Here is a 20,579-nt window from a genome sequence, read left to right on the forward strand (position 1 = left end):
TTGCTTGCTCATCAGACACCTCTTTCACGGCGAGGATTTTCGCCTAAATCGGTGTCCGGAATCAGTAGACCACTACATGTTGTGTCGATTTTGCGTGCGAATCAGTGTCGGTTAGGCATGGGAATCAGTGTCGGTTAGGCATGCGAATTAGTGTCGGAACCAATGCGAATACTCATGTCATTAAGCAGTGGGATGACATAAAGCGGATCCAGGCCTTTTTCAGTGATGCGGAGAACTCCGTATCGAAGCTGCCCGAAACCGAGCGCTGCATTGCTATGGCCAAGCTCGCCCAAGAGCGTGAGCTTGTTGGCGAGCTGGATCCGCTACAGGCGTTGCTGGAATGGAAGGGGCCTCGGGAGCGCCTGTAGCAATGTTCAAGAGCTCCTCGGTGCTGGTTTATAAAAACTAAATTTTGCTCACTAATGGTGAGTTTTTTTTGGTTTCTGTAAACCTTCTCCTTGCGGGCGGTTTAGAAAAACTCTATTTTGCTCACTATGAGTGTGCAAAAACCTGAAAAACTAAACTCCTTGCTTGCAGGGCTCGGCGACAGCGATCTGGTGTCCAGTAGCTGGTTGAAGGCTCATGGCTACAGCAGCAACCTCGTAGCGCGATATATCGCGAGCGGCTGGCTGGAATCGCCTGCGCGTGGAATCTATCAACGACGAGGCGGACGTCTCACCTGGGCTGCTGTAGTGCGTGCGTTGCAGGAAGGAGAACGATTGCCGCTGCATGTTGGCGGGCGTTTTGCCTTGGCTTGGCATGGGCACGAGCACTACCTGCGGTTGGGCGAGCGTGAGACGGTTACTCTGTATGGTCCTGGAAGCCTCCCTGCCTGGGTGGATAAGCTTCCATTGAAAGCTGAGTTAGTGTTGTGTGGCAAAAGCCCATTCAATCTTTCAGCACTGTCATTCAAGGCCGACATGGATGACGAAGCCCTAAGGAATCTTGGGCTCGAGTGGGTGGATGCTGATGGCGACCGCGGCCGCATCGTAGTCGCGACACCTGAGCGCGCAATCCTCGAGCTGTGTGATGGCGTGTCAGACGCGTCGCTCGTTTATGAAGTGGATGCGCTGATGCAGGGCGCGGACACCCTTCGTCCCCAAAGGGTAAGCATGCTGCTGCGACATTGCACCAGCATAAAAGCCAAGCGCTTGTTCCTAGCCCTCGCAGAACGCCACCAGCACGCCTGGGTGGATCATCTCTCGTTGGACGGCGTCTATCTAGGGAAGGGAAAGCGTTGCCTGGTTCCCGGTGGTCGCTTGAACCCAACCTACCAAATAACCTTGCCGGTGGATCTTGATGAGCACCTGGGATAAGCGCTACACCGACCGAGTCCAGTTATTGGTGGAAATTCTGCCGACCTTGGCGAAAGAAACACGATTTGCCCTCAAAGGGGGGACGGCGATCAACCTGTTCGAGCATGACTTGCCCAGGTTGTCTGTGGATATCGATCTGACTTGGTTGCCGATGCAGGACTATGCGCAGGATGCTGGTCAGATCTCCGATGCATTAGAAAGTCTGGGAAGGGCACTTGGCTCTGCGCCATTAAGGCTACAGGTACAAACATCGGCGCCAGAGAGAGGTGGCTTCATAAACAGACTGATAGTGAGTCGTGGACGAGCCCGAGTCCAAATAGAAACGACTCCGGTGATGCGCGGTTCCGTGCATCCGGTACGGACAATGGTTGTCCAGCCGCAGGTCCAGGAGGCCTTTGGCTTTGCCTCGATCCAGGTGCTCGACTTTGCGGATCTATATGCGGGGAAAATGGCAGCAGCATTGTCGAGGCAGCATCCGCGCGACCTGTTTGATATCGGTTTGCTTCTGGCCGATCCGCGCACAGATGAGCGACTTTGGCGAACGTTCCTGATCTACATGACCTGTAGCCCGAAACCTGCCTGGGAGATGCTGGTTCCCAATGAACCCAAGGATTTCGAGGCGATATACCAGACCCACTTCCGTGGTATGACTGCTGCCCCTGTCAGCTCAGAGATACTGCTGGAGCAGCGCGCCAGGCTTCTTCGACAAATTTCAGAGTGGCTTACCCCGCAGTCGAGAGCATTTCTGGAATCCGTCGAGATGGAGAATCCAGATTTTGACTTGATCGAGTTGCCACAGGCAGCAGAGCTACCTGCGGTAAAACGGAAACTGCAGAATCTTGCTTCACGATCATCTGCGAAGCGGGCTTCCGACCATTCTCAGTTGCAAGCGGCCTTCGAGATGTTTGATCGTCGGTAGTGTTCGCGGATTGCCCAGCCGTTGTCATTTCGGCATGTACTGGGTGGGCGTCGCTGGAAAGGCTAATCCCTCAAAGCCGTACGTGGATAGCAGCGCTCGTTGGCGCGACGAAAACTTCAGGCTATTGCCTTGGCTTCTCGAATGAGTTTCGCTTTTTCGAGTACCTTGCGCTGACTTTCGATGGCACGCTCAGCTGCTGCGCCATAAGCAGCGCGCTTGGCTGTATCAGAGCTGTTCCTGAAGAAGGTCGACAGCGGGCTTGAATTGCGCCCAAGAATCTTTCTTCTCATCGATGTCGCCTCCCTCGTTATCAGTCGTCATCTTCCATACGGAACTAAGCAATTGCAGCAAAGCGCTCGATGTTCGGCTGTTCGCGATGCCTGGCTTGCCAAAGGTCGTAGTCGGCTTGCACTCCGAGCCAGGTGCGAGCTTTGCCGATGCCGGCCAACTCTAGGCGAACAGCCAAATCCGGACTGACCGGCGCATGGCCGTGCAAGATGCGAGACAGGGATTCCCGCGCAAAGCCAAGGCGGCGGGCAAGTTCGGCAATGCTGATGCCCAGTTCGGGGAGCACGTCCTCAAGCAGGGTTTCACCAGGATGCGGTGGGTTGAACATGGCCATGGAGAACCCCCTCCTGTTTAGTGATAGTCAAGGTAGTCGACGAGTTCGATGTCGCTACCCACGAATCGAAAGATCACTCGCCAGTTCCCCTTTGAGGGGTGTAGCCGCCAACCGGGTATGTCGAGGTCGGCGGGTTCATTGGCTCTATCCATAAAACTCAGCATTCGGCCCAGACGCTTTGCGTGGTCGGCCCGAATGCCTTTGGTTGAGCCAGATTCAAAGAAAATGCGTAGACCTTTGTGCCGGAAGCTTACGATTATGGTGAGAAGTGTGATGTATTAGGTCACGGTTTTCAACCGTGTGTGGGTTTTCTTCCGTTGTAATCACGGCAGCTGGGAGGGGGAATGCAGACTTATCAATTGCCGGTGCAAGATTGTGTATTTATTCTCCTGAACACCCGATCCCTCGCCATGAAGGCTTCCAGCATGTGCGGGATGAGCGTCAGGGCGTCGACCTCTTCACCGTAGGTCTGTGAGTGCAGCGCCGCGTAGCGATCGAGGTCGGCCTTCAGGCTGGCCGGGCAGGTGAAGGTCAGCTTCAGGTTCTCGGTTTTCGGCAGCGGGCCGAGGCGCAGCTTGGTCGTACTCATTGTGGGCTCCTCATTTGAGCGGAGAAGGGCTGATAGGGACGCAGCACCAGGTCGCGGTTGACGATCACGCGCAGGGGCAGGCCGGGACGCTGGGTAAGCGTGGGTTGGATATCAAGGTTGCGACGGGTGACTTCCTGGCCGACCTGATTCACTGTGTCCTGCAGGCTGTCGCGTCCGGCGATGATGATGCGGTCGCCATCGGTGCGACTGGTCGGTGCTGCCAACTCTGCACTGATGCCCAGCAGGCTTGTCATGGCCGCGCCGGCGACGACCCGATCCCAATGCCAGTCGACGCCATCCTCGAGACCGGCATAGCCGGCGGCATCGGTACCGACCAGGTTGTCGAGCTGGAAGGACGAGGTGTCCGGCAAGATCACCCGCTGCCACACCACCTGCACGCGGCTCTGCCCGTAGCTCACTTGGCTGTTGTAGCGACCCAGCAGGCGCGCACCTTGCGGAATCAGCACATGCTGGCCGGTGGAGCTGTCGTAGACCGGTTCGGTCACCGTGGCGATCACGTCGCCGGGGAGATCCGACTTGATACCGGTGACAAGCGCCGCCGCGATGATGGTGCCGGCCATCACCTGGTAGGGCGACTCAGGCATCTGCAGCAATCCGGAATTACGGATTTGTGCATTTACGGATTTACTGAGAAACGCCTCGTTCCGTTCCTGCTGGGTTGGTGTTCCTGCGGCGGCTACTGCGCCTGACGAAGCCATACCCAGAGCAGGGGAATCGAGTTGAGCGCCACCACCAGATGCGATATTCGAATTCCGCGCGCTGCTGGTCTGGAAAAATACCGAGGACTGCGCTGCTTCCTCAGCTTCTTTGAGCAGGGCCAGGCGCTCTGCTTCGGCGGCATCTGGCCCATTTCCATAACCTTGCGCTTGCTGTTCGGCCCTGAGGATTGGCCCGCCCAGATCGCCGGGCAGCGGCGGCCCCAATTGCGGCACCTCGGGTGCAGGGGGAGGCGGCAGCTGCGAGTAGTCTCCCGGCAACTGCTCCAGCCCCTCGGAGCGTGCCACTCGGTCGACGTTGTATAGCTCGTTCGGCTCGGCGCCCTGGCGGCGCTGCTGCGGTTGCAGCGACCACAGCATGGCTCCTAGTACCGCAGCCGATAGGCCGCCCACCACTACCGCCAGCATGCGTGGGTTGAGGCGGGTAACCGGGCGAGGCTTGGCGCGCAGCTCCAGCGACTCCGGCGCCTCCTTGGGCGGTAGCGAGGTTGCCGCGTTTGCGTCGTTGTCCTTACCCGTCATGCTCATGGCCTCCGTGCCACGCCGTCGGTGCGCTCGATCCGCACCACGTCACCCTTGTCAGCACCCAGGCGCAGCTCGGCCGCGCCGAACAGGCGGTCGACGATGTAGTAGGGCGAGCGGAAGCGATAGTTGACCAACTGTCCGTCACCTTCGGGGCCAATTACGAACAGCGGCGGCAGCTCGCCTTGGGCGATACCGGCGGGGAACTGGATATACACCTTGCGGCCGTCATCGAAGGCACGTAGCGGCTTCCAGGGTGGATTGCTGCCGCTGATTGCATAGCGAAAGCGCAGCTGCTCCAGCGCCAGGCCGGCGTCCACCGGCGCCGCGGCCTGGGCTTCACTGGCGCGGCGTTGCAGGGCGAGCATGCGATCCTTCGGGTAGTCCCAGGACACCGACGCCATCCAGGCCTGCTCGGTGGAACTCAGCTCGATCAGGTAGGTGCGGCGCGTGGTGGTGATCACTAGGTTGGTCTTCAGGTCGACCCGCGTCGGTTTGATCAGCACGCTGGTGCGTAGCTCGTCTCCGCTTCCGCTGGTGGTGTCGCCGACGATCCAGCGCACGGTGTCGCCGGCGGCCACGGTGATCAACTCTTCGCCGGGCTGCAGGTTAATCGCCGTCACCCGACCCGGGCTGGTGTACACCTGATACAACGCGCCATCGGAGTAGGGCCAGACCTGGATGGCGTTGATATAGCCTTCCCGGCTCGGTGCCACCCGAGCCTCGCGATTGGCGTGCGAGACCCGCACGCGCTCATCGGCCGGTTCCTTGGTCGGTTGGCTGCGCTGAGTTTCCGGCAATGGTTTGAGCTGGGCGGGCAGGGCCAGGGGCTTGGGTACTTCCACTACCTCGATGGGCTTGGGCGGCTCCGGCAGGCGCTGCGCTTCTAACGGTTCATCCAGCGCTATCACTGGCGGTTCCTGGCTGGCGCAGCCGGCCAGCACGCTCAGCAACAGAGGGCATATACAGAGGCTAAGGGAGGTTTTCATGGTTTCTTGGCTCCTTCCGTAGTGTCCAGTTCACGGCTCCAGGACAGGCCGTTGACGTAAATGCCGAGCGGGTTGCGGCGCAGCTTTTCCTCGGTGCGTGGAGGCTGCAGTACCAGCGAGATCACCGCGGTCCAACGCTCCAGGTCGGCGGCTGAACCATTCACGAAACGGCGTTCGATCCAGCGCACCTGGAACGAGCTGTCGCTGGCACGCACTACGCTGGTGACTTCCACCGATACGGTCTCCTTACTGACCCGGGTAAAGGGATCGTTGGCGCGGGCATAGTCGTTGAGGGTGGCCGCGCCGCGGTCGGTGGTGTAGTGATAGGCCTCCAGCCAGTTCTGCCGCACCACCACCGGATCGATAGATAGCGAGCGCACCTGCTCGATAAAGCGCGCCAGGTGGTGAGCAATTTGTGCATCCTGGGGCTGGTAGGGACTGGCGGCTTCGCCGACGGCGCGCACCTGGCCGAGGTTGTCGACCTCCACCACGTAGGGCGTCACCGTCGACTGCGCCGAACGCCAGACCAGCCCGCCAGCCATCAGCAACGCCAGGCACAGACAACCGAAGGCCATCAGTCGCCAGTTGCGTGCCTGCGCCAGGCTGCTGCCCATGCGCAGGTCCCAGGCCTGTGCCGCGGCCTGGTAAGGGGTGACAGGTTGAGGAGTGTCGCTGTAGCGCACCCGTGGACGTCTGAATCGCATCCTCGTCCTCCTTTACGAATTCGATGGGTCGCGGATCTGCGGCCCAGGTGATGAACCACCGCCATCGCCACCACGAAGGGTGTGGGCGACCGTGCTGGTGGCCTGTGAGAGTTGTTGCCTGCGCTGCAGGCGCCTGGCCCAGTCGGGCTGTTTGGCAGGGGCAGTTACAGGATCGGAAGCTGCTGGGGTGCCACTTGCCGCAGCGCTGGAAGAAGCTCCTGCCAGAGAGCGAGCGCCGCCCATTGCCAAGCGTGCTGCACCGGGCGCCATGCGTGCACCGGCCAGCACCGCGCCGCCGACACCCGTGGCGACCGCAGCCGCACCTGCTGCCATGCCCGCCGCGCCGAGTGCAGTACCGGCTGCTGCACCAGCACCCAGTTGCGGTGCGCCGGAGACCAGCCCGGTGGCAATGCCTGGCCCGAAGATGCCCAGGCCGAGCAAGGCCAGCGAGGCGAGCATGACCACCAGTGCATGGTCGATGGAGGGCTCGTCCGGCATAGCCTGGAACTCGGCGAACAGCCCGCTGCCAATGCCGACAATCACGGCCAGTACCAGCACCTTGATGCCTGACGCGACCACATTGCCCAGCACCTTCTCGGCGAGAAAGGCAGTCTTGTTCCACAGCGCGAAGGGCACCAGCACGAAGCCGGCGAGGGTGGTCAGCTTGAACTCAACCAAGGTGACGAACAGCTGAATGGCCAGGAAGAAGAAACTGACGATCACCACCAGCCAGGCCAGGAACAACACCAGGATGCTGTGCAGGTTGCTGAAGACTTCGGGAAAACCGCTGAGGCTGCTGATCTGCTCAAGCAGCGGCCCTCCGGCATCAACCCCAATCGCGGCCAGCCGCCCTGGCTGCAGAAACTCCGCATGACTCAGCCCGGAACCTGAGGCCAGCAGACCCAACCCGGCGAAGGAGTTGAAGACGATCTTCGCCAGGGCATTGAAGTTGCCGATGATGAAGGCGAAGGCACCGACATAGAGGGTCTTGCGGATCAGTTTGGCGCTGACGTCCTCACCGCCCATGGCCCAGAACAGCCCGGCCAGGGTCATGTCGATCACCACCAGGGTCATGGTGAGAAAGGCCACCTCACCGCCGAGCAGGCCGAAGCCGGTGTCGATATACAGCCCGAACACCTCGAGGAATCGGTCGATCACGCTGACGTCGTTCATTGCACGTCCTCGTCGAAGCTTGGTGGTATCGCAGGTAGATCAGCAGGCCGGAGAAACTCGCCGGGCTGAGCACAGCCTGAGTAGAAGCGCTCAGCCGCATCGTCTTGCCGAGCCATGACCCCGTTGTCGACCTGTCCGCAGGCGACCAGCACCAGCAGCGGTAGCAGTGTCAGGAATCTCATGAGGACGCCTCCCTACCGATAGAACTGCACGGGGTAGGGGGTGTAGGGCGTGCCGTTGCCCATAAAGCGTCTCCGGCGTTCGCGCGCCTCTTCGGCCGCTGCAGACTGACGGGCAAGCTCCAAGGCGACGGCGCGGTTCTGGGTGATCTGCAGTTGCTGCGCCTGGATCGACTGCTTGGCCTGCAGGGCCAGCAACTGATTGGTAGCCTGGGCAGCCTGCAAGGCACCACCCGCGGACTGGCTCTGCTGCACCAGAGTAGCCAAGGCGCTTTCATCCTCGGCCAGACTCTGTGTCACCTGAGCTTGCACGCGCAGCGCCGTATGCAGCCCATCGAGGCCCTGCTGCCAGCGTTCGCGTGCTTCTTCTGCCAGGCGCTGGCTGCTGACGTCGCCGGTGTACTCGTCCGGGTAGAGTCGGCTGAACTCCTGATCCAGGCGCTGCACTTCGTAGGCCAGCCCTCGCGCCTCGGCGAGCAGCCGCTCGGTATTGGCCAGGCTCGCGCGTAACTGGCTGACGACGTTGTAGTCCAAGCGCTGCAGATGACGGGCCTGGTTCAGCAGCATCTGAGTCTCGTTCTGTAACTGGCGAACCTGGTTGTTCGCCATCTCCAGGGTGCGCACCGCAGTCAGGGTGTTCTGCACCAAGTTGGTCGGATCGATTACGGTGAAAGCGTTTACCGGCTTCACGGCCAGCAGACCCAATACCAGCAGCGTTGCGCAGGGAAAACGGTGGACAGGGGATCTCATGGCAGGCACTCCTTGCGTGACGAGGGATAAGCGGTGAGCAGGTCGGCGGCCCAGTCCAGGCCGCGGTGACGCAACCAGGCAGGGGTGAAACTGGCGGTGCCGAATGACTGTTGGATGCGGTCGATCTCGCGCTGCTCGGCCGGGCTGGCCGAGGCGGCGAAGGCAAGCGCCACCGGCCCCAGGTCGAGATCAAACAGGCGGTTTCCCAGGCGCGACTGGTAGTAGTAATCACGCTTGGGCGTGGCCTGGGCGATGATCTCGATCTGCCGGTCGTTGAGGCCGAAGCCTTGGTAGATGCCTCGGATCTGCGGCTCGCCCGCCTGTGGGTTAGGCAGGAAGATGCGGCTGGCGCAGCTCTCGATGATTGCCGCAGCGATGCTGGAATCCTTGATGTCGGCCAGCGACTGGGTGGCGAAGATGACGCTGACGTTCTTCTTGCGCAGGGTCTTGAGCCACTGACGGATGCGCGCGGCGAACAGCGGGTCGTCGAGAAATAGCCAGGCCTCGTCGAGGATCAGCAGGGTCGGCGCGCCGTCGAAGCGCTCCTCGAAGCGGGCGAACAGATAACTCAGCACGGCGGCCACCGCCGCCTTGCTGTGCATCAGTTGCTCCATCTCGAAGCACTGGACGTCGGCGCTGCCCAGCCGATCCTGATCGGCATCCAGCAATGCGCCATGAGCACCGCCCAGTACATAGGGTTGTAGCGCCTGGCGCAGGGCGTTGTCCTGCAGCAGCACCGACAAACCGGTCAGCGTGCGCTGCGCCTCCGGCGCGCCGGCCAGGCTGTCCAGTGCCGTCCACAGTGCGGCCTTCTGCTCGGGGCCGACGGCCACGCCTTCCTGCAGCAGGCGAGCCTCCAGCCACTCGGCGGCCCAGGCTCGGTATCCCGGCTGATCGATGCGCGCCAGAGGCTGGAAGGCCAGATCGCCGTCGCCTCCAAGGTCGTAGTGCTCGCCACCCAGGCCCAGCACCGTTGCGCGCAGCGAACGTCCCATATCGAACAGAAAAAGGCGCGAGCCCCGGTAACGGCGAAACTGCAGGGCCAAGGTCGCCAGCAGCACCGATTTGCCCATGCCCGTGGGGCCGGCCACCAGCGTGTGGCCGACATCGCCAACGTGGGTGACCAGGCGAAACGGTGTTGCGCCATCGGTGCGGGTGATCACCAATGGCGGGCCATCCAGATGTTCGTTGCGTGTCGGGCCAGCCCAGACTGCCGAGACCGGCATCAGGTGCGCCAGATTGAGCGTGGAGATCAGCGGCTGGCGGACGTTGGCGTAGGCGTTGCCGGGGATCGACGACAGCCAGGCATCCACCGCGTTGAGACTCTCGGCGATGGTAACGAAGCCGCGGCCCTGGATCACCCGCTCGACCCGGCGCAGCTTCTCGTCGGCGATCTGGGCATCGGCATCGCTCACCGTCACCGTGGCCGTCACATAGCCGAAGGCGACCTGGTCGGCACCGAGCTCCTGCAGCGCTGCGTCGGCGTCGCTGGCCTTGTTCGACGCGTCGCTGTCGAGAAGTGGGCTTTCCTGCTGGAAGATCGCTTCGCGCAGCAGTGCCAGGACACCCTTGCGCTTGGCGAACCACTGCCGGCGCAGGCGCACCAGCTCCTTCTCGGCCTCGTCCTTCTCCAGGCAGATAAAACGGGTCGACCAGCGATAGGCGAAGCCCAGGCGGTTGAGATCATCCAGCACGCCTGGCCACGTCGAGGCGGGGAAACCACGTACCGACAGCACGCGCAGGTGCTGCTCGCCCAGGCGTGGCGCGAGGCCGGTGGCCAAAGGACTGTCGGCCAGCAGGGCGTCGAGGTGGAAGGGCACCTCTGGTACAGCCACCCGCTGGTGATGGGTCGAAATCGTGGCATGCAGGTAAGTCAGCGTCTGGCTGTCATCGAGCCAGGCGAGCTCTGGCGTCACCCCGTCCAGCAGGTCGGAGAAACGATCCGTCTCGGCGACGAAGGCGGTCAGCCGTTCGCGCCAGTCGACACCACGTTGCGCACGGTGTTCGTAGAGCAGGCCGGCGGCGCGCGAGCGCGATTCCTCCGGTGGCAGGTACAGCAGCGTCAGGTGGTAGTTACTCTCGAAGTGGCTACTCTGGGCCTCGAAGGCGGCACGGCGCTCCTCGTCCACCAGCCAGGACAGCGGCTCGGGGAAGTTGCTGTCAGGGTAGTTGGCTGCCGCCAGGCGCTCGGCCTCGATAAACAGCGCCCAACCCGAGCCAAGGCGGCGCAGGGCATTGTTCAGGCGCGCCGACGTAGCCACCAGCTCGCCTTGGGTGGCACTGTCCAGGTCTGGCCCGCGAAAGCGCAGGCTGCGTTGGAACGAACCGTCCTTGTTCAATACGACGCCGGGTGCGACCAGACCGGCCCAGGGTAGCCAGTCTGCGAGCTGGGCGGGGCGGCGCTGGTATTCGGTGAGGTTCAGCATGGCGGCCTCCTCACACATCCAGCAGCAACGGCTGCTTGATGTGCCGGGCAAATACCTGCAGAAACTGCGGGTCCAGACGGGCACCCCACACCGCCAGCGAGTGGCCTACCAACCAGAGCGCCAAGCCAGGCAGCCACAGCTGCAAGCCCAGGCCGACCACTGCCGCCAGAGTGCCGTTGAGGATCGCCACGTTGCGTGGTGCGCCACCGAGCAGAATCGGCTCGGCCAGCGAGCGGTGCAGTGGCACCTCGAAACCGGGGATGAGTTCGCGCTCGCCGTTCATGCGATCACCGCCCCGCCGGCAAAGCTGAAGAAGCTGAGGAAGAACGACGATGCGGCAAAGGCAATCGACAGGCCGAAGACGATCTGGATCAGCTTGCGAAAGCCGCCGCTGGTGTCGCCGAAGGCCAGCGTCAGACCTGTGGTAATGATGATGATCACCGCGATGATGCGCGCCACCGGACCCTGTACCGAGTCAAGGATCGATTGCAGTGGTCCTTCCCAGGGCATCCCGGAGCCAGCGGCGAGCACAGGCAGGGAGGCGCCCAGGTAGAGGGCACCGAGCATCAAGGCGCCGATGAAGCGGCGACGATTAGCAACGCGAGGATGGCAGGCAGTCATGGCTGTTTTCCTGAGGCAGCGAAGGAATGAATGCGGGGGCAATGGACGTAAGTTGATAGCCGCGCTCGTCATGGCCGGTGACGCGAGCGATCTGCTGGACATAGCGCGTGCTGCCACGCCCGGCGAGAAACACCACCAGGTTGACCGCCTCGGCGATCAACGCCCGCGGCGCGGTCAGGGCGACCTCCAGAATCAGTTGCTCCAGGCGCAGCAGTGCGCCCTGTGCAGATCCAGCGTGAATGGTGGCGATACCGCCGGGATGGCCGGTGCCCCAGGCCTTGATCAGATCCAGTGCCTCACCGCCGCGCACCTCGCCGACCACCACGCGGTCGGGGCGCAAACGCAGCGTGCTGCGCACCAGATCAGCCATGGAGACCACGCCAGGCTTGGTGCGCAGAGCAACGTGATCGAGGGCCGGACACTGCAGTTCGACCGTGTCCTCCAGCACCAGCACGCGGTCACCACTGCCGGCCACCTCGGCCAGCAGCGTGTTGGCCAGGGTGGTCTTGCCGCTGCTGGTGCCGCCGGCCACCAGGATGTTCTGCCGCTCGTGCACTGCCACGCGCAGGTATTCGGCTTGCGCCGTGCTGAGGATGCCGTCGGCCACGTACTGCTGCAGCGGAATGATCCCGGCGGCACGCTTGCGCAGGGCAAAGGTCGGCCCGGCCACTACGGGCGGCAGTACACCTTCGAAGCGCTCACCAGTCTCTGGCAGTTCGGCGCTCAGTAGCGGCTTGTTGCGATGTACCTCCTGGCCGACATGCGCTGCCACCAGGCGGATGATCCGTTCACCGTCGGCAGCTGCCAGCGTGCCCAGATGGGCTCGGCCAGCGGACAGGCGATCCAGCCAGAGCACGCCATCGGGGTTGAGCATCACCTCGACCACGTCCGGATCATCCAGGGCCGCGGCAATCAGCGGGCCCATCGCCGTGCGCAACATACGCGTGCGCCGATCCAGAGAAGCTGCCGCTGCACTCAGCAAAGGGGACGAGGCGACAGTCATGGACGCTCTCCCGAGACCTGGGCCTCTGCCTGAACCTCTTCGTGCACGTCTTTGACCAGGCTGCGTCCGCGCTGCAAGTGACGCCCCAGTTGTTCTACGAACTGGCTGAATCGCAGCTTGCCCTGCGAGCGTGCTGCTTCCTGATGCGCCTCTGGTATCGGCGTGCTGACCGTGAGGTAGTAGCGCACATACAGCGCCACAGTCTCGATCAGGATGTGCTGGTCGCGCTCCAGGCGCTCGAACTGACTTGACAGGCGATCCAGGCGTTTGGCCATGGCCACCTCGCGCTGCTCGCCGGACTCGGGCGACAGCCAGGAGGCCAGCGCCGCGGCGATGATTGAGGACTTCGACACGCCCTTGGTGATCGCCAATTCGTTCAGGCGCTTGGCATGCTCAGGTTGGATAAATAGGTTGAGGCGGGCTCGGCTCATAGGGCTATTCCATCGTCAGGGTCGAGGGCTGCCAGCCGCGCCACGCGTTGCAGGCGTGGGTCCGGCTGGGTGGGGAAGGGGGCGGGAATGTCGTCCTCGTCGAGCAGCAGCAGGTCGCTGGTTAACTCGTCGTGATCCGGCAACTGGGCGAGCTCTGCTAGCTCGGGCTGACGGCGTGGACCGCCGTCCTCGATGGCCTCGCCGTCGCTCAGGTCGGCCGCTGAAGCGTCAACGGCCGCAGGCACGGCCAGGCCGCTCCAGTCGTCCGCCCGTGGCGCCGGTGCATCGGCGTAGCGGCTCGGCTGCAAGCGCGGCGCCGGCTGTACCCGGCTCTGGAAGTTGGCATCGGTGAAGTAGCGCAGCTTCTTCGCACGGATCGGAGCGAGACCTGAGAGCATCACCACGGCCTCGTCGCTGGGCAGTTGCATCACTTCGCCCGGAGTCAGCAGCGGGCGTGCGGTTTCCTGGCGCGACACCATCAGATGGCCTAGCCAGGGCGCCAGACGGTGGCCGGCGTAGTTGCGCTGCGCGCGCAGTTCTGTGGCAGTGCCGAGGGTCTCTGAGATGCGCTTGGCGGTGCGCTCGTCGTTGGTGGCGAAGGTCACCCGCACGTGGCAGTTGTCGAGGATCGAATGGTTCTGGCCGTAGGCCTTGTCGATCTGGTTCAGCGACTGCGAGATCAGAAAGGCGCGCAGCCCATAGCCGGCCATGAAGGCCAGCGCCGTCTCGAAGAAGTCCAATCGCCCGAGTGCCGGAAACTCATCGAGCATCAGCAGCAGCTTGTGCCGCCGCTCGATGCCGTCGGAACCGTCGAGCGACTCGGTCAGGCGCCTGCCTACCTGGTTGAGGATCAGGCGGATCAGCGGCTTGGTGCGGCTGATATCCGAGGGCGGCACCACCAGGTACAGCGACACCGGATGCTCGGCCGAGATCAGATCGGCGATGCGCCAGTCGCAGCGTGAGGTGACCTCGGCCACCGTCGGGTCACGGTACAGGCCGAGGAAGGACATGGCCGTGGACAGCACGCCCGAGCGCTCGTTGTCGCTCTTGTTCAGCACCTCCCGCGCCGCAGAGGCCACCACCGGATGCGGCGCATCGCCCAGGTGCGGCGTGGTCATCATCTGGTGCAGGGTCAGCTCGAAGGTGCAGGCCGGATCGGAGAGGAAGTTGGCAACGCCGCGTAGGGTCTTGTCCTGGCCGGCGTAGAGCACGTGCAGGATGGCGCCGACCAGCAGCGCATGGCTGGTCTTCTCCCAATGGTTGCGCCGCTCCAGTGCGCCCTCCGGGTCGACCAGGATATCGGCGATGTTCTGTACGTCGCGCACCTCGTGTGCACCGCGACGCACTTCGAGTAACGGGTTGTAGGCGGCCGAGGCCAGGTCGGTGGGGTTGAACAGCAGGCAATGGGAGAAACGTGAACGCCAGCCTGCGGTCAGGCTCCAGTTCTCGCCCTTGATGTCGTGGATCACCGCCGACGCCGGCCAGGAGAGCAGGGTGGGTACCACCAGGCCGACCCCCTTGCCCGAGCGCGTCGGCGCGAAGGTCAGCACATGCTCGGGGCCTTCGTGGCGCAGATACTGATCTTCGAATTGGCCGAGGAACACACCCGTAGGTTGGGTCAGGCCAGCTTTGCGCACCTCATCGGCATCGGCCCAACGTGCCGAACCGTAGGTGGTGACGCGGCGTGCCTGGCGCGCGCGCCAGATAGCCATACCAATGGCCACCACCAACGCCAGCAGGCTGCTGCATGCAGCGATGCTACCGCCTACATTGAAGACCTCCGGCGCGTAGGCATCGAAGACGAACCACCACTCGAACAGACGCCAGGGATGATAGACCGGTATGCCCAACAGATCGAACCAGGGCGCCCCCAGGCGGGCCTGGTAGCCAAGCGCAGCAGCCGTCCACTGCGTAGCACCCCACACCCCGGACAGGGTAATGGACAACACCACCAACACCTGGCCGTACAGCACCGTCGTCGCTTGCATCCCTGAACCCAACCTCCCAGGCAAAACACACGGCACGCAGATGTGCCGTGGGCGAGAGGTTCGGCATTGGGAGGGGAGGGGTCAAAGACCGTTTCGGTGGGGACTGAGACGTATTGGGCGATAGAGAAAACTATGGCGGTTGGCGGGCAAGATCAGTAAGACATGGTGTAGATGACCTGTGGCGACCAACCATCAGGCGGGAATCGGCCAAAAGCGGTCATTTGATCCGGAAGCATTGAGCTCACCCCACAAAAAGAAGTTTCTAAGCTAACGGAAAGAATCCATCGCTTTTGTGACTGAAGAACTCACGCAAGTGCTCGATGAAGAAAGACACCTTAGCAGATAGATTGAGGCGTTCGAGGTAGACGGCATAGATATCTGCGGGTGGGGTTTCGTAGTCGCTGAGTACTTCCACCAGCCGGCCGCTGCTTAGGTGGCTGGCTAGGTTCCACTCGGCGCGCATAAGGATGCCGTGCCCCTCTAAGGCCCAGTTCAGTGCGACTTCTCCGTCGTTGGTGCTTAGGTTGCCGCGTACCTTTACCGACTCGCTCTGTTTGCCCCGACTCAGTCTCCAGATACCGAAGGCTGCATCGTTCTGACGCAGCACAATGCAGTTGTGCTGCATCAGGTCCTTGGGGCTTTCAGGATTGCCGAAGGCTTCCAGATAGGAAGGGGCCGCGCACAGTCTGCGTCTATTCGCAGCGATCTTGCGGGCAATCAGACGGGAGTCGGGCAAGTCCCCGAAGCGGATGGCAACGTCGATAGCATCGTCCGGCAGGTTGATCGGCCGGTCGGTCAGGTGCAGTTGGACCTCGACCTCCGGATAGTGCCGGACGAACGAAGAAATTGCAGGGCAGACATGCGTGCGGCCAAACCCCAGGGGGGCATTGACGCGTAGCAACCCCTTTGGCTTCGCCCGACTGCTGGATACCTGGCGCTCCATTTCCTCGATCTCGCCGAGGATGCGCTGGGCACTATTCAGATAGAGCTCACCCTCGGCAGTGAGACTGATGCTGCGCGTGGTGCGATTGAGCAGTCGCACACCCAGGCGCTGCTCCAGTTGTGCCAGCCGTTTGGAGACTGCGGGCGGTGTCAGGTTGAGTTCGCGCGCAGTCGCCGCCAGGCTGCCCAGTCTGATCAGCTGGGTGAAGAAGGCCAGTTCCGATACTGGATTCATAATTAACCTGCAAGAAATAATGAAGTTATTTTCATTGTATTACAGGCTTTTCAGAAAACCATTAACTTTGCTTCTGCGCATTAGCTGGAAATACCCGGATCGTTTGCGAACCCGGAACGTTGTTGCCGTGCAGCGAATATCCACTAGTGCCACCCCCAGTCCGACTCACAAGAAACATTCGGAGCAGAGCATGGGCAGACGATTGCTGGCGAAGCGCTATAGGGGCTTCTTCGACCGGCCTATTACGGGCCTCGCTTCCGTCAGTTTCCGTTGCCTTCCAGCACATGCCAGTAGCGTCGGTGGCTGCGCCTAGTGGACGACGACTGTTCATCTGCTTTGCCTGCTTTCGCAGGCATGCAAGCCCACCAGCCTTTCGATGCAATGAGGAGAATAACAATGGATAACGAATCAGCCGTTCAATCGCTCACCGACGTGATGGCGAAGTTTACTGCCTATATTGGCAAGCGCCTGCCAACGGACGTCAAGGAAAAGACTGCCAAGCTGCGTGCCGCAGAGACCAACTCGCTGGCTATCGAGATCTACGACTCCATGGCCGAAAACCAGGACTACGCAGACAAGCTCGACCGCCCAAGCTGCCAGGACACCGGAGTGATCCAGTACTTCATTTCCGCTGGTGCCCGCTTCCCGCTGCTTGGTGAGCTGGAGGACATCCTGCAGAACGCCACTCTGGAGGCGACGAAGAAGGGGCCGCTTCGCCACAACGCGGTGGAGACGTTCGACGAGAAAAACACCGGCACTAATACCGGCTCGAAGATTCCGTGGCTGGACTGGGAAATCATCCCTGACGCCGACTACGCACTAATTGATGTCTACATGGCCGGTGGCGGCTGCACCTTGCCGGGTTCGGCAAAGGTACTGATGCCAGGCCAGGGCTACGAAGGGGTGACTGAGTTCGTCTTCGACGTAATCACCTCGCGCGGTATCAACGCCTGTCCGCCGCTGCTGGTTGGTGTCGGCGTTTCCACCTCGGTGGAGACCGCAGCACGCTTGTCAAAGCGGGCGATTCTGCGTCCGGTGGATTCCAGCCACCCGAACGCAAATGCAGCAATGATGGAGCAGCTCCTTGAGGAGGGACTCAACGAGATCGGCATTGGTCCTCAGGGCCTGAGCGGTAACAGCAGCGTGATGGGTGTGAATATCGAGTCGTCGGCGCGTCACCCGTCGACCATTGGCGTTGCTGTCTCCACCGGCTGCTGGGCGCACCGCCGCGGCAAGATCCGTATCAATGCCGATCTGTCCTACGACATCCTCTCCCATGAAGGAGTAGTACTGTGAAAAAGATTCTCTCTACCCCGATCAAGGATGAAGACCTGGCCTCCCTCAATGTCGGCGATATTGTCTATCTGACAGGCCAACTGGTGACTTGCCGTGACGTGGCTCACCGCCGGCTGATCGAACTCAAACGCGAACTGCCGGTCGACCTGCGCGGCGGAGCGATCTTCCACGCAGGGCCGATCGTGCGCAAGAAAGACGATGGCAGCTTCGAAATGGTCTCCATCGGCCCAACCACCAGCATGCGCATGGAGAAGTTCGAGAAGGAATTCATCGAGCAGACCGGAGTCAAGCTGATCATCGGCAAGGGTGGCATGGGCCCGGAAACCACCGCTGGCTGCCTGGAGAACAAGGCGGTGCATGCGGTGTTCCCCGGCGGCTGTGCGGTGCTCGCGGCCACCAAAGTGGAGGAAATCGAGCGCGCCGAATGGCAGGACTTGGGCATGCCAGAAACTCTGTGGGTAAACCGCGTGCGCGAGTTCGGTCCGCTGATCATCTCCATTGATACCAAGGGCAACAACCTGTTCGAGCAGAACAAGGTGCGCTTCAACGAGCGTAAGAGCTCCATCGTCGAGAAGATCAATAGCCAAGTACGCTTTATCAAATAAACCGGCTAGGCGCCGCGGCAGGGACGCCGTGAGCGCCACCGGACGTCGGAGCGGCGGCGTCCATCCTCCACTACTTTCACGGCATTGCCGGCGACCAGTCGTTTCGGCTGCCCCACCTTGGGCACAGATCCTGGGGACAGTTGCCCAGCACCAGACCTGGGACATACGACCATGGATAAACCCTGTCATCACGAGTTGCGCAACGCATTCCGCGCGCTGCTTGCTTCACCTGCCAGCCATCACACCGCTTCGGTGTTTGACCCTCTATCGGCGCGCATTGCCGCCGATCTTGGTTTCGAGGTCGGTATTCTTGGCGGCTCGATCGCCTCCCTGCAGGTACTCGGTGCCCCCGACATCGCCCTGATCACGCTCAGCGAATTCGCCGAGCAGGCCACGCGCATCGGTCGAGTAGCTCGCCTGCCGGTGATCGCCGATGCCGATCATGGTTACGGCAATGCCCTCAATGCCATGCGCACGGTAGCCGAGCTGGAGCGCGCCGGCGTAGCGGCGCTGACGCTCGAGGACACCCTGCTGCCGGCACAGTTCGGCCGCAAATCGTACGATCTGATCAGCGTCGAGGAGGGTATCGGCAAGCTGCGCGCCGCTCAGGAAGCACGCTACGACAATGCGCTGGCGATCATCGCTCGTACCCATGCCGGCGTGCAGCCGCTGACCGAGGTCATCCAGCGCACCCGCGCTTACCGGGACGCCGGGGCCGACGCCATCTGCCTGGTCGGGGTGAAGAATTTCGATCAGCTCGAAGCGATCACCGAGGGTCTGCAGATGCCGTTGATGCTGGTCACCTACGGTAACCCGGAGCTGCGCGATGACAGACGCCTGGCCGAACTGGGCGTGCGCATCGTGGTCAACGGCCACGCCGCCTATTTCGCGGCGATCAAGGCGACCTACGACAGCCTGCGCGAGCAGCGCGGCATCGCCGTGGGCAATGGACTCACCGCGTCGCAACTGGTGACCCGCTACACCCACCCCGATGACTACATCGCCTGGGCGCGGCAATACCTGAACCTCAGCGAATAAGCCTGCGCTGCCACGCGCACGAGAGGCTCGTTGCGCCCGATCATCCCTCCGCGCCGCCTTTCTTGTGGCGCGGATCCGTTCTTTTGCCCGGCGTTGTTCGATAGCGCACGGCAACTCCGACTTGCCGCCTGCCCCGAGCGTCTTCCCGTTTAGTTGCATCATCGACGCCGATTTCGGCGGGCGTCCTGTCGGCTTGCCTTTGGCAAGAGCATTTCCCCTCCGGCATGGCGGTGCTGGCCGTCGGTTGCGTCGGTCGTAGTGCTTCGCCTTGGCTTTCTAATTGATAACTTTAGCTCAATAAAGATGTGATTTTTAAGCGATCAATCTGTTTGATTTCACTGCTTATACTCGCCCTGTCGCAGCATCGCGGTCATCCTCGTTAATAACAATAAGTGGAGCGCAGCATGAAGACTTACAACATCGCGGCCATTCCCGGCGATGGCATCGGAACCGAAGTGATTGCCGCCGGCTTGGAGATTCTTGAGGGCCTGGCTAGACGCTTGGGTGGCTTCAATTTCGATGTCACCCACTACCCCTGGGACTCGGAGTACTACCTCAAGCACGGCCATTACATCCCGGACGGCGGGCTGGCCGAGATCAGCAAGGCTGATGCAATTTTCTTCGGCGCCGTCGGTAGTTTGAAGGTCGCCGACCATATTTCCCTCTGGGGCCTGCGCCTGCCAATCTGCCAAGGCTTTGATCAATACGCCAACGTGCGCCCGGCCCGTGTGCTGCCGGGTGTGAAAAGCCCGCTGAGCAATGGCCAGGCCATTGACTGGGTGATCGTGCGCGAAAATTCCGAGGGCGAGTATTCGGGCAGTGGTGGCCGAGTGCACCAGGGACTGCCCATCGAAGTCGCCACCGAGGTGTCCACCTTCACTCGCGTAGGTGTGGAGCGTATCCACCGCTTCGCCTTCGAGCTGGCGCGCAGCCGGCCTGCTAAGCACCTGACCCTGGTGACCAAATCCAATGCCCAGCGCCATGGCATGGTGCTATGGGACGAAGTGTTCGCCGAAGTGGCCAGGGACTATCCGGATGTACGCACCAACCGCGAATTGGTCGACGCAGTGACCACCACCATGGTGCTCAAACCTGAAAAGCTCGATGTCATCGTCGCAACCAACCTGCATGCCGATATTCTTTCGGACCTGGCTGCGGCCCTGTCAGGCAGCCTGGGAATTGCACCGACGGCCAACCTGAATCCCGACCGCAGCTTCCCATCGATGTTCGAGCCCATTCACGGCTCAGCCTTCGATATCACCGGCAAGGGCATCGCCAACCCTATCGCGACCTTCTGGACCGCGGCGATGATGCTCGAGCATCTCGGCGAGAGAAAAGCCGGCGAGCATCTAATGCGCGCCATCGAGGAAGTCACTGCCAGCGGCCTGCATACCCCCGATCTGGGTGGCACGGCCACGACTCGACAGGTTACTGACGCGGTGCTTGAGGTTATCTCGCGCTAGAGCGTGGGATTCAGACTGCCGACCTACGCCC

Annotated in this window: 24 protein-coding genes; 7 read left to right on the top strand and 17 right to left on the bottom strand. The window is 62.0% G+C overall.

The features are described from left to right. Nucleotides 1-140: 140 nt before the first annotated feature. The 3 genes from ACN0X6_RS22540 to ACN0X6_RS22550 all read left to right on the top strand — a co-directional run bounded on the left by ACN0X6_RS22540 (nucleotide 141) and on the right by ACN0X6_RS22550 (nucleotide 2,235). A complete protein-coding gene (locus tag ACN0X6_RS22540; RefSeq protein WP_244155388.1) occupies nucleotides 141-368 on the top strand; it encodes a hypothetical protein in 228 nt (75 codons plus the stop codon). Between the two features lie 126 nt (nucleotides 369-494). Further along, nucleotides 495-1,316 (top strand): type IV toxin-antitoxin system AbiEi family antitoxin domain-containing protein, encoded by an 822-nt coding sequence (locus ACN0X6_RS22545; protein WP_090337697.1) that lies wholly within the window; start codon nucleotides 495-497, stop codon nucleotides 1,314-1,316. Continuing rightward, complete coding sequence (locus ACN0X6_RS22550; RefSeq protein WP_090337700.1) at nucleotides 1,300-2,235, top strand: nucleotidyl transferase AbiEii/AbiGii toxin family protein; 936 nt, start codon at nucleotides 1,300-1,302, stop codon at nucleotides 2,233-2,235. The genes ACN0X6_RS22545 and ACN0X6_RS22550 overlap by 17 nt, the downstream gene beginning before the upstream one ends. Before the next feature lie 116 nt (nucleotides 2,236-2,351). Here ACN0X6_RS22550 and ACN0X6_RS22555 read toward each other — a convergent pair whose 3' ends face one another. From ACN0X6_RS22555 to ACN0X6_RS22635, 17 genes are all read right to left on the bottom strand, one after another. After that, complete coding sequence (locus tag ACN0X6_RS22555) at nucleotides 2,352-2,525, bottom strand: hypothetical protein (protein WP_167375894.1); 174 nt, start codon at nucleotides 2,523-2,525, stop codon at nucleotides 2,352-2,354. A 44-nt stretch (nucleotides 2,526-2,569) separates the two neighbouring features. Then, entirely contained in the window at nucleotides 2,570-2,857 is a 288-nt protein-coding gene (locus ACN0X6_RS22560) for a HigA family addiction module antitoxin (protein ID WP_090337702.1), read from the bottom strand. Nucleotides 2,858-2,874: 17 nt separating this feature from the next. Next, nucleotides 2,875-3,117, bottom strand: a complete 243-nt coding sequence (locus ACN0X6_RS22565) for a type II toxin-antitoxin system RelE/ParE family toxin (protein WP_090337704.1) — start codon at nucleotides 3,115-3,117, stop codon at nucleotides 2,875-2,877. Nucleotides 3,118-3,212: 95 nt separating this feature from the next. Then, nucleotides 3,213-3,446: a DUF2274 domain-containing protein gene (locus tag ACN0X6_RS22570; protein ID WP_090337706.1), complete on the bottom strand. Its 234-nt coding sequence runs from the start codon at nucleotides 3,444-3,446 to the stop codon at nucleotides 3,213-3,215. After that, complete coding sequence (locus ACN0X6_RS22575) at nucleotides 3,443-4,705, bottom strand: TrbI/VirB10 family protein (protein ID WP_280052245.1); 1,263 nt, start codon at nucleotides 4,703-4,705, stop codon at nucleotides 3,443-3,445. The genes ACN0X6_RS22570 and ACN0X6_RS22575 overlap by 4 nt, the downstream gene beginning before the upstream one ends. Before the next feature lie 2 nt (nucleotides 4,706-4,707). Continuing rightward, the gene (trbG, locus tag ACN0X6_RS22580) at nucleotides 4,708-5,694 is read right to left on the bottom strand and encodes a P-type conjugative transfer protein TrbG (protein WP_280052246.1); all 987 of its coding nucleotides are present in this window, start codon (nucleotides 5,692-5,694) and stop codon (nucleotides 4,708-4,710) included. Next, nucleotides 5,691-6,398 (bottom strand): conjugal transfer protein TrbF, encoded by a 708-nt coding sequence (trbF, locus tag ACN0X6_RS22585; RefSeq protein ID WP_280052247.1) that lies wholly within the window; start codon nucleotides 6,396-6,398, stop codon nucleotides 5,691-5,693. Before trbF ends, trbG begins: the two co-directional genes overlap by 4 nt. A gap of 12 nt (nucleotides 6,399-6,410) precedes the next feature. Further along, nucleotides 6,411-7,571 carry a P-type conjugative transfer protein TrbL gene (gene trbL / locus ACN0X6_RS22590; protein WP_280052248.1) on the bottom strand — a complete coding sequence of 387 codons (1,161 nt, stop codon included), beginning with the start codon at nucleotides 7,569-7,571 and terminating at the stop codon, nucleotides 6,411-6,413. Beyond that, nucleotides 7,568-7,753: a hypothetical protein gene (locus ACN0X6_RS22595; RefSeq protein WP_280052249.1), complete on the bottom strand. Its 186-nt coding sequence runs from the start codon at nucleotides 7,751-7,753 to the stop codon at nucleotides 7,568-7,570. Before ACN0X6_RS22595 ends, trbL begins: the two co-directional genes overlap by 4 nt. Nucleotides 7,754-7,765: 12 nt before the next feature. Next, complete coding sequence (gene trbJ / locus ACN0X6_RS22600) at nucleotides 7,766-8,500, bottom strand: P-type conjugative transfer protein TrbJ (protein ID WP_280052250.1); 735 nt, start codon at nucleotides 8,498-8,500, stop codon at nucleotides 7,766-7,768. After that, complete coding sequence (trbE, locus tag ACN0X6_RS22605; protein ID WP_417707411.1) at nucleotides 8,497-10,926, bottom strand: conjugal transfer protein TrbE; 2,430 nt, start codon at nucleotides 10,924-10,926, stop codon at nucleotides 8,497-8,499. The genes trbJ and trbE overlap by 4 nt, the downstream gene beginning before the upstream one ends. Nucleotides 10,927-10,936: 10 nt before the next feature. Next, nucleotides 10,937-11,209, bottom strand: a complete 273-nt coding sequence (locus ACN0X6_RS22610; RefSeq protein ID WP_280052252.1) for a VirB3 family type IV secretion system protein — start codon at nucleotides 11,207-11,209, stop codon at nucleotides 10,937-10,939. After that, a complete protein-coding gene (locus ACN0X6_RS22615) occupies nucleotides 11,206-11,619 on the bottom strand; it encodes a TrbC/VirB2 family protein (RefSeq protein ID WP_417707413.1) in 414 nt (137 codons plus the stop codon). Before ACN0X6_RS22615 ends, ACN0X6_RS22610 begins: the two co-directional genes overlap by 4 nt. Then, a complete protein-coding gene (trbB, locus tag ACN0X6_RS22620) occupies nucleotides 11,519-12,487 on the bottom strand; it encodes a P-type conjugative transfer ATPase TrbB (protein WP_280052313.1) in 969 nt (322 codons plus the stop codon). The genes ACN0X6_RS22615 and trbB overlap by 101 nt, the downstream gene beginning before the upstream one ends. Nucleotides 12,488-12,546: 59 nt before the next feature. Beyond that, entirely contained in the window at nucleotides 12,547-12,981 is a 435-nt protein-coding gene (locus ACN0X6_RS22625; RefSeq protein ID WP_179576620.1) for a CopG family transcriptional regulator, read from the bottom strand. After that, nucleotides 12,978-14,969 carry a conjugal transfer protein TraG gene (locus ACN0X6_RS22630; RefSeq protein WP_280052254.1) on the bottom strand — a complete coding sequence of 664 codons (1,992 nt, stop codon included), beginning with the start codon at nucleotides 14,967-14,969 and terminating at the stop codon, nucleotides 12,978-12,980. The genes ACN0X6_RS22625 and ACN0X6_RS22630 overlap by 4 nt, the downstream gene beginning before the upstream one ends. Nucleotides 14,970-15,231: 262 nt before the next feature. Continuing rightward, nucleotides 15,232-16,146: a LysR family transcriptional regulator gene (locus ACN0X6_RS22635; protein WP_090337725.1), complete on the bottom strand. Its 915-nt coding sequence runs from the start codon at nucleotides 16,144-16,146 to the stop codon at nucleotides 15,232-15,234. A gap of 396 nt (nucleotides 16,147-16,542) precedes the next feature. Between ACN0X6_RS22635 and ttdA the strand changes: the two genes are divergently transcribed. The 4 genes from ttdA to ACN0X6_RS22655 all read left to right on the top strand — a co-directional run bounded on the left by ttdA (nucleotide 16,543) and on the right by ACN0X6_RS22655 (nucleotide 20,548). Further along, the gene (gene ttdA / locus ACN0X6_RS22640; protein ID WP_090337724.1) at nucleotides 16,543-17,442 is read left to right on the top strand and encodes a L(+)-tartrate dehydratase subunit alpha; all 900 of its coding nucleotides are present in this window, start codon (nucleotides 16,543-16,545) and stop codon (nucleotides 17,440-17,442) included. After that, nucleotides 17,439-18,047 carry a L(+)-tartrate dehydratase subunit beta gene (gene ttdB / locus ACN0X6_RS22645; RefSeq protein WP_090337722.1) on the top strand — a complete coding sequence of 203 codons (609 nt, stop codon included), beginning with the start codon at nucleotides 17,439-17,441 and terminating at the stop codon, nucleotides 18,045-18,047. Before ttdA ends, ttdB begins: the two co-directional genes overlap by 4 nt. Before the next feature lie 171 nt (nucleotides 18,048-18,218). Further along, nucleotides 18,219-19,085, top strand: coding sequence for an isocitrate lyase/PEP mutase family protein (locus tag ACN0X6_RS22650; protein WP_273253136.1), 867 nt, complete (start codon nucleotides 18,219-18,221; stop codon nucleotides 19,083-19,085). A 404-nt stretch (nucleotides 19,086-19,489) separates the two neighbouring features. Continuing rightward, entirely contained in the window at nucleotides 19,490-20,548 is a 1,059-nt protein-coding gene (locus ACN0X6_RS22655) for a tartrate dehydrogenase (RefSeq protein WP_090337717.1), read from the top strand. Nucleotides 20,549-20,579: the final 31 nt, after the last annotated feature.

The sequence above is a fragment of the Pseudomonas sp. genome (genome assembly GCF_048269965.1).
GTDB lineage: Bacteria > Pseudomonadota > Gammaproteobacteria > Pseudomonadales > Pseudomonadaceae > Aquipseudomonas.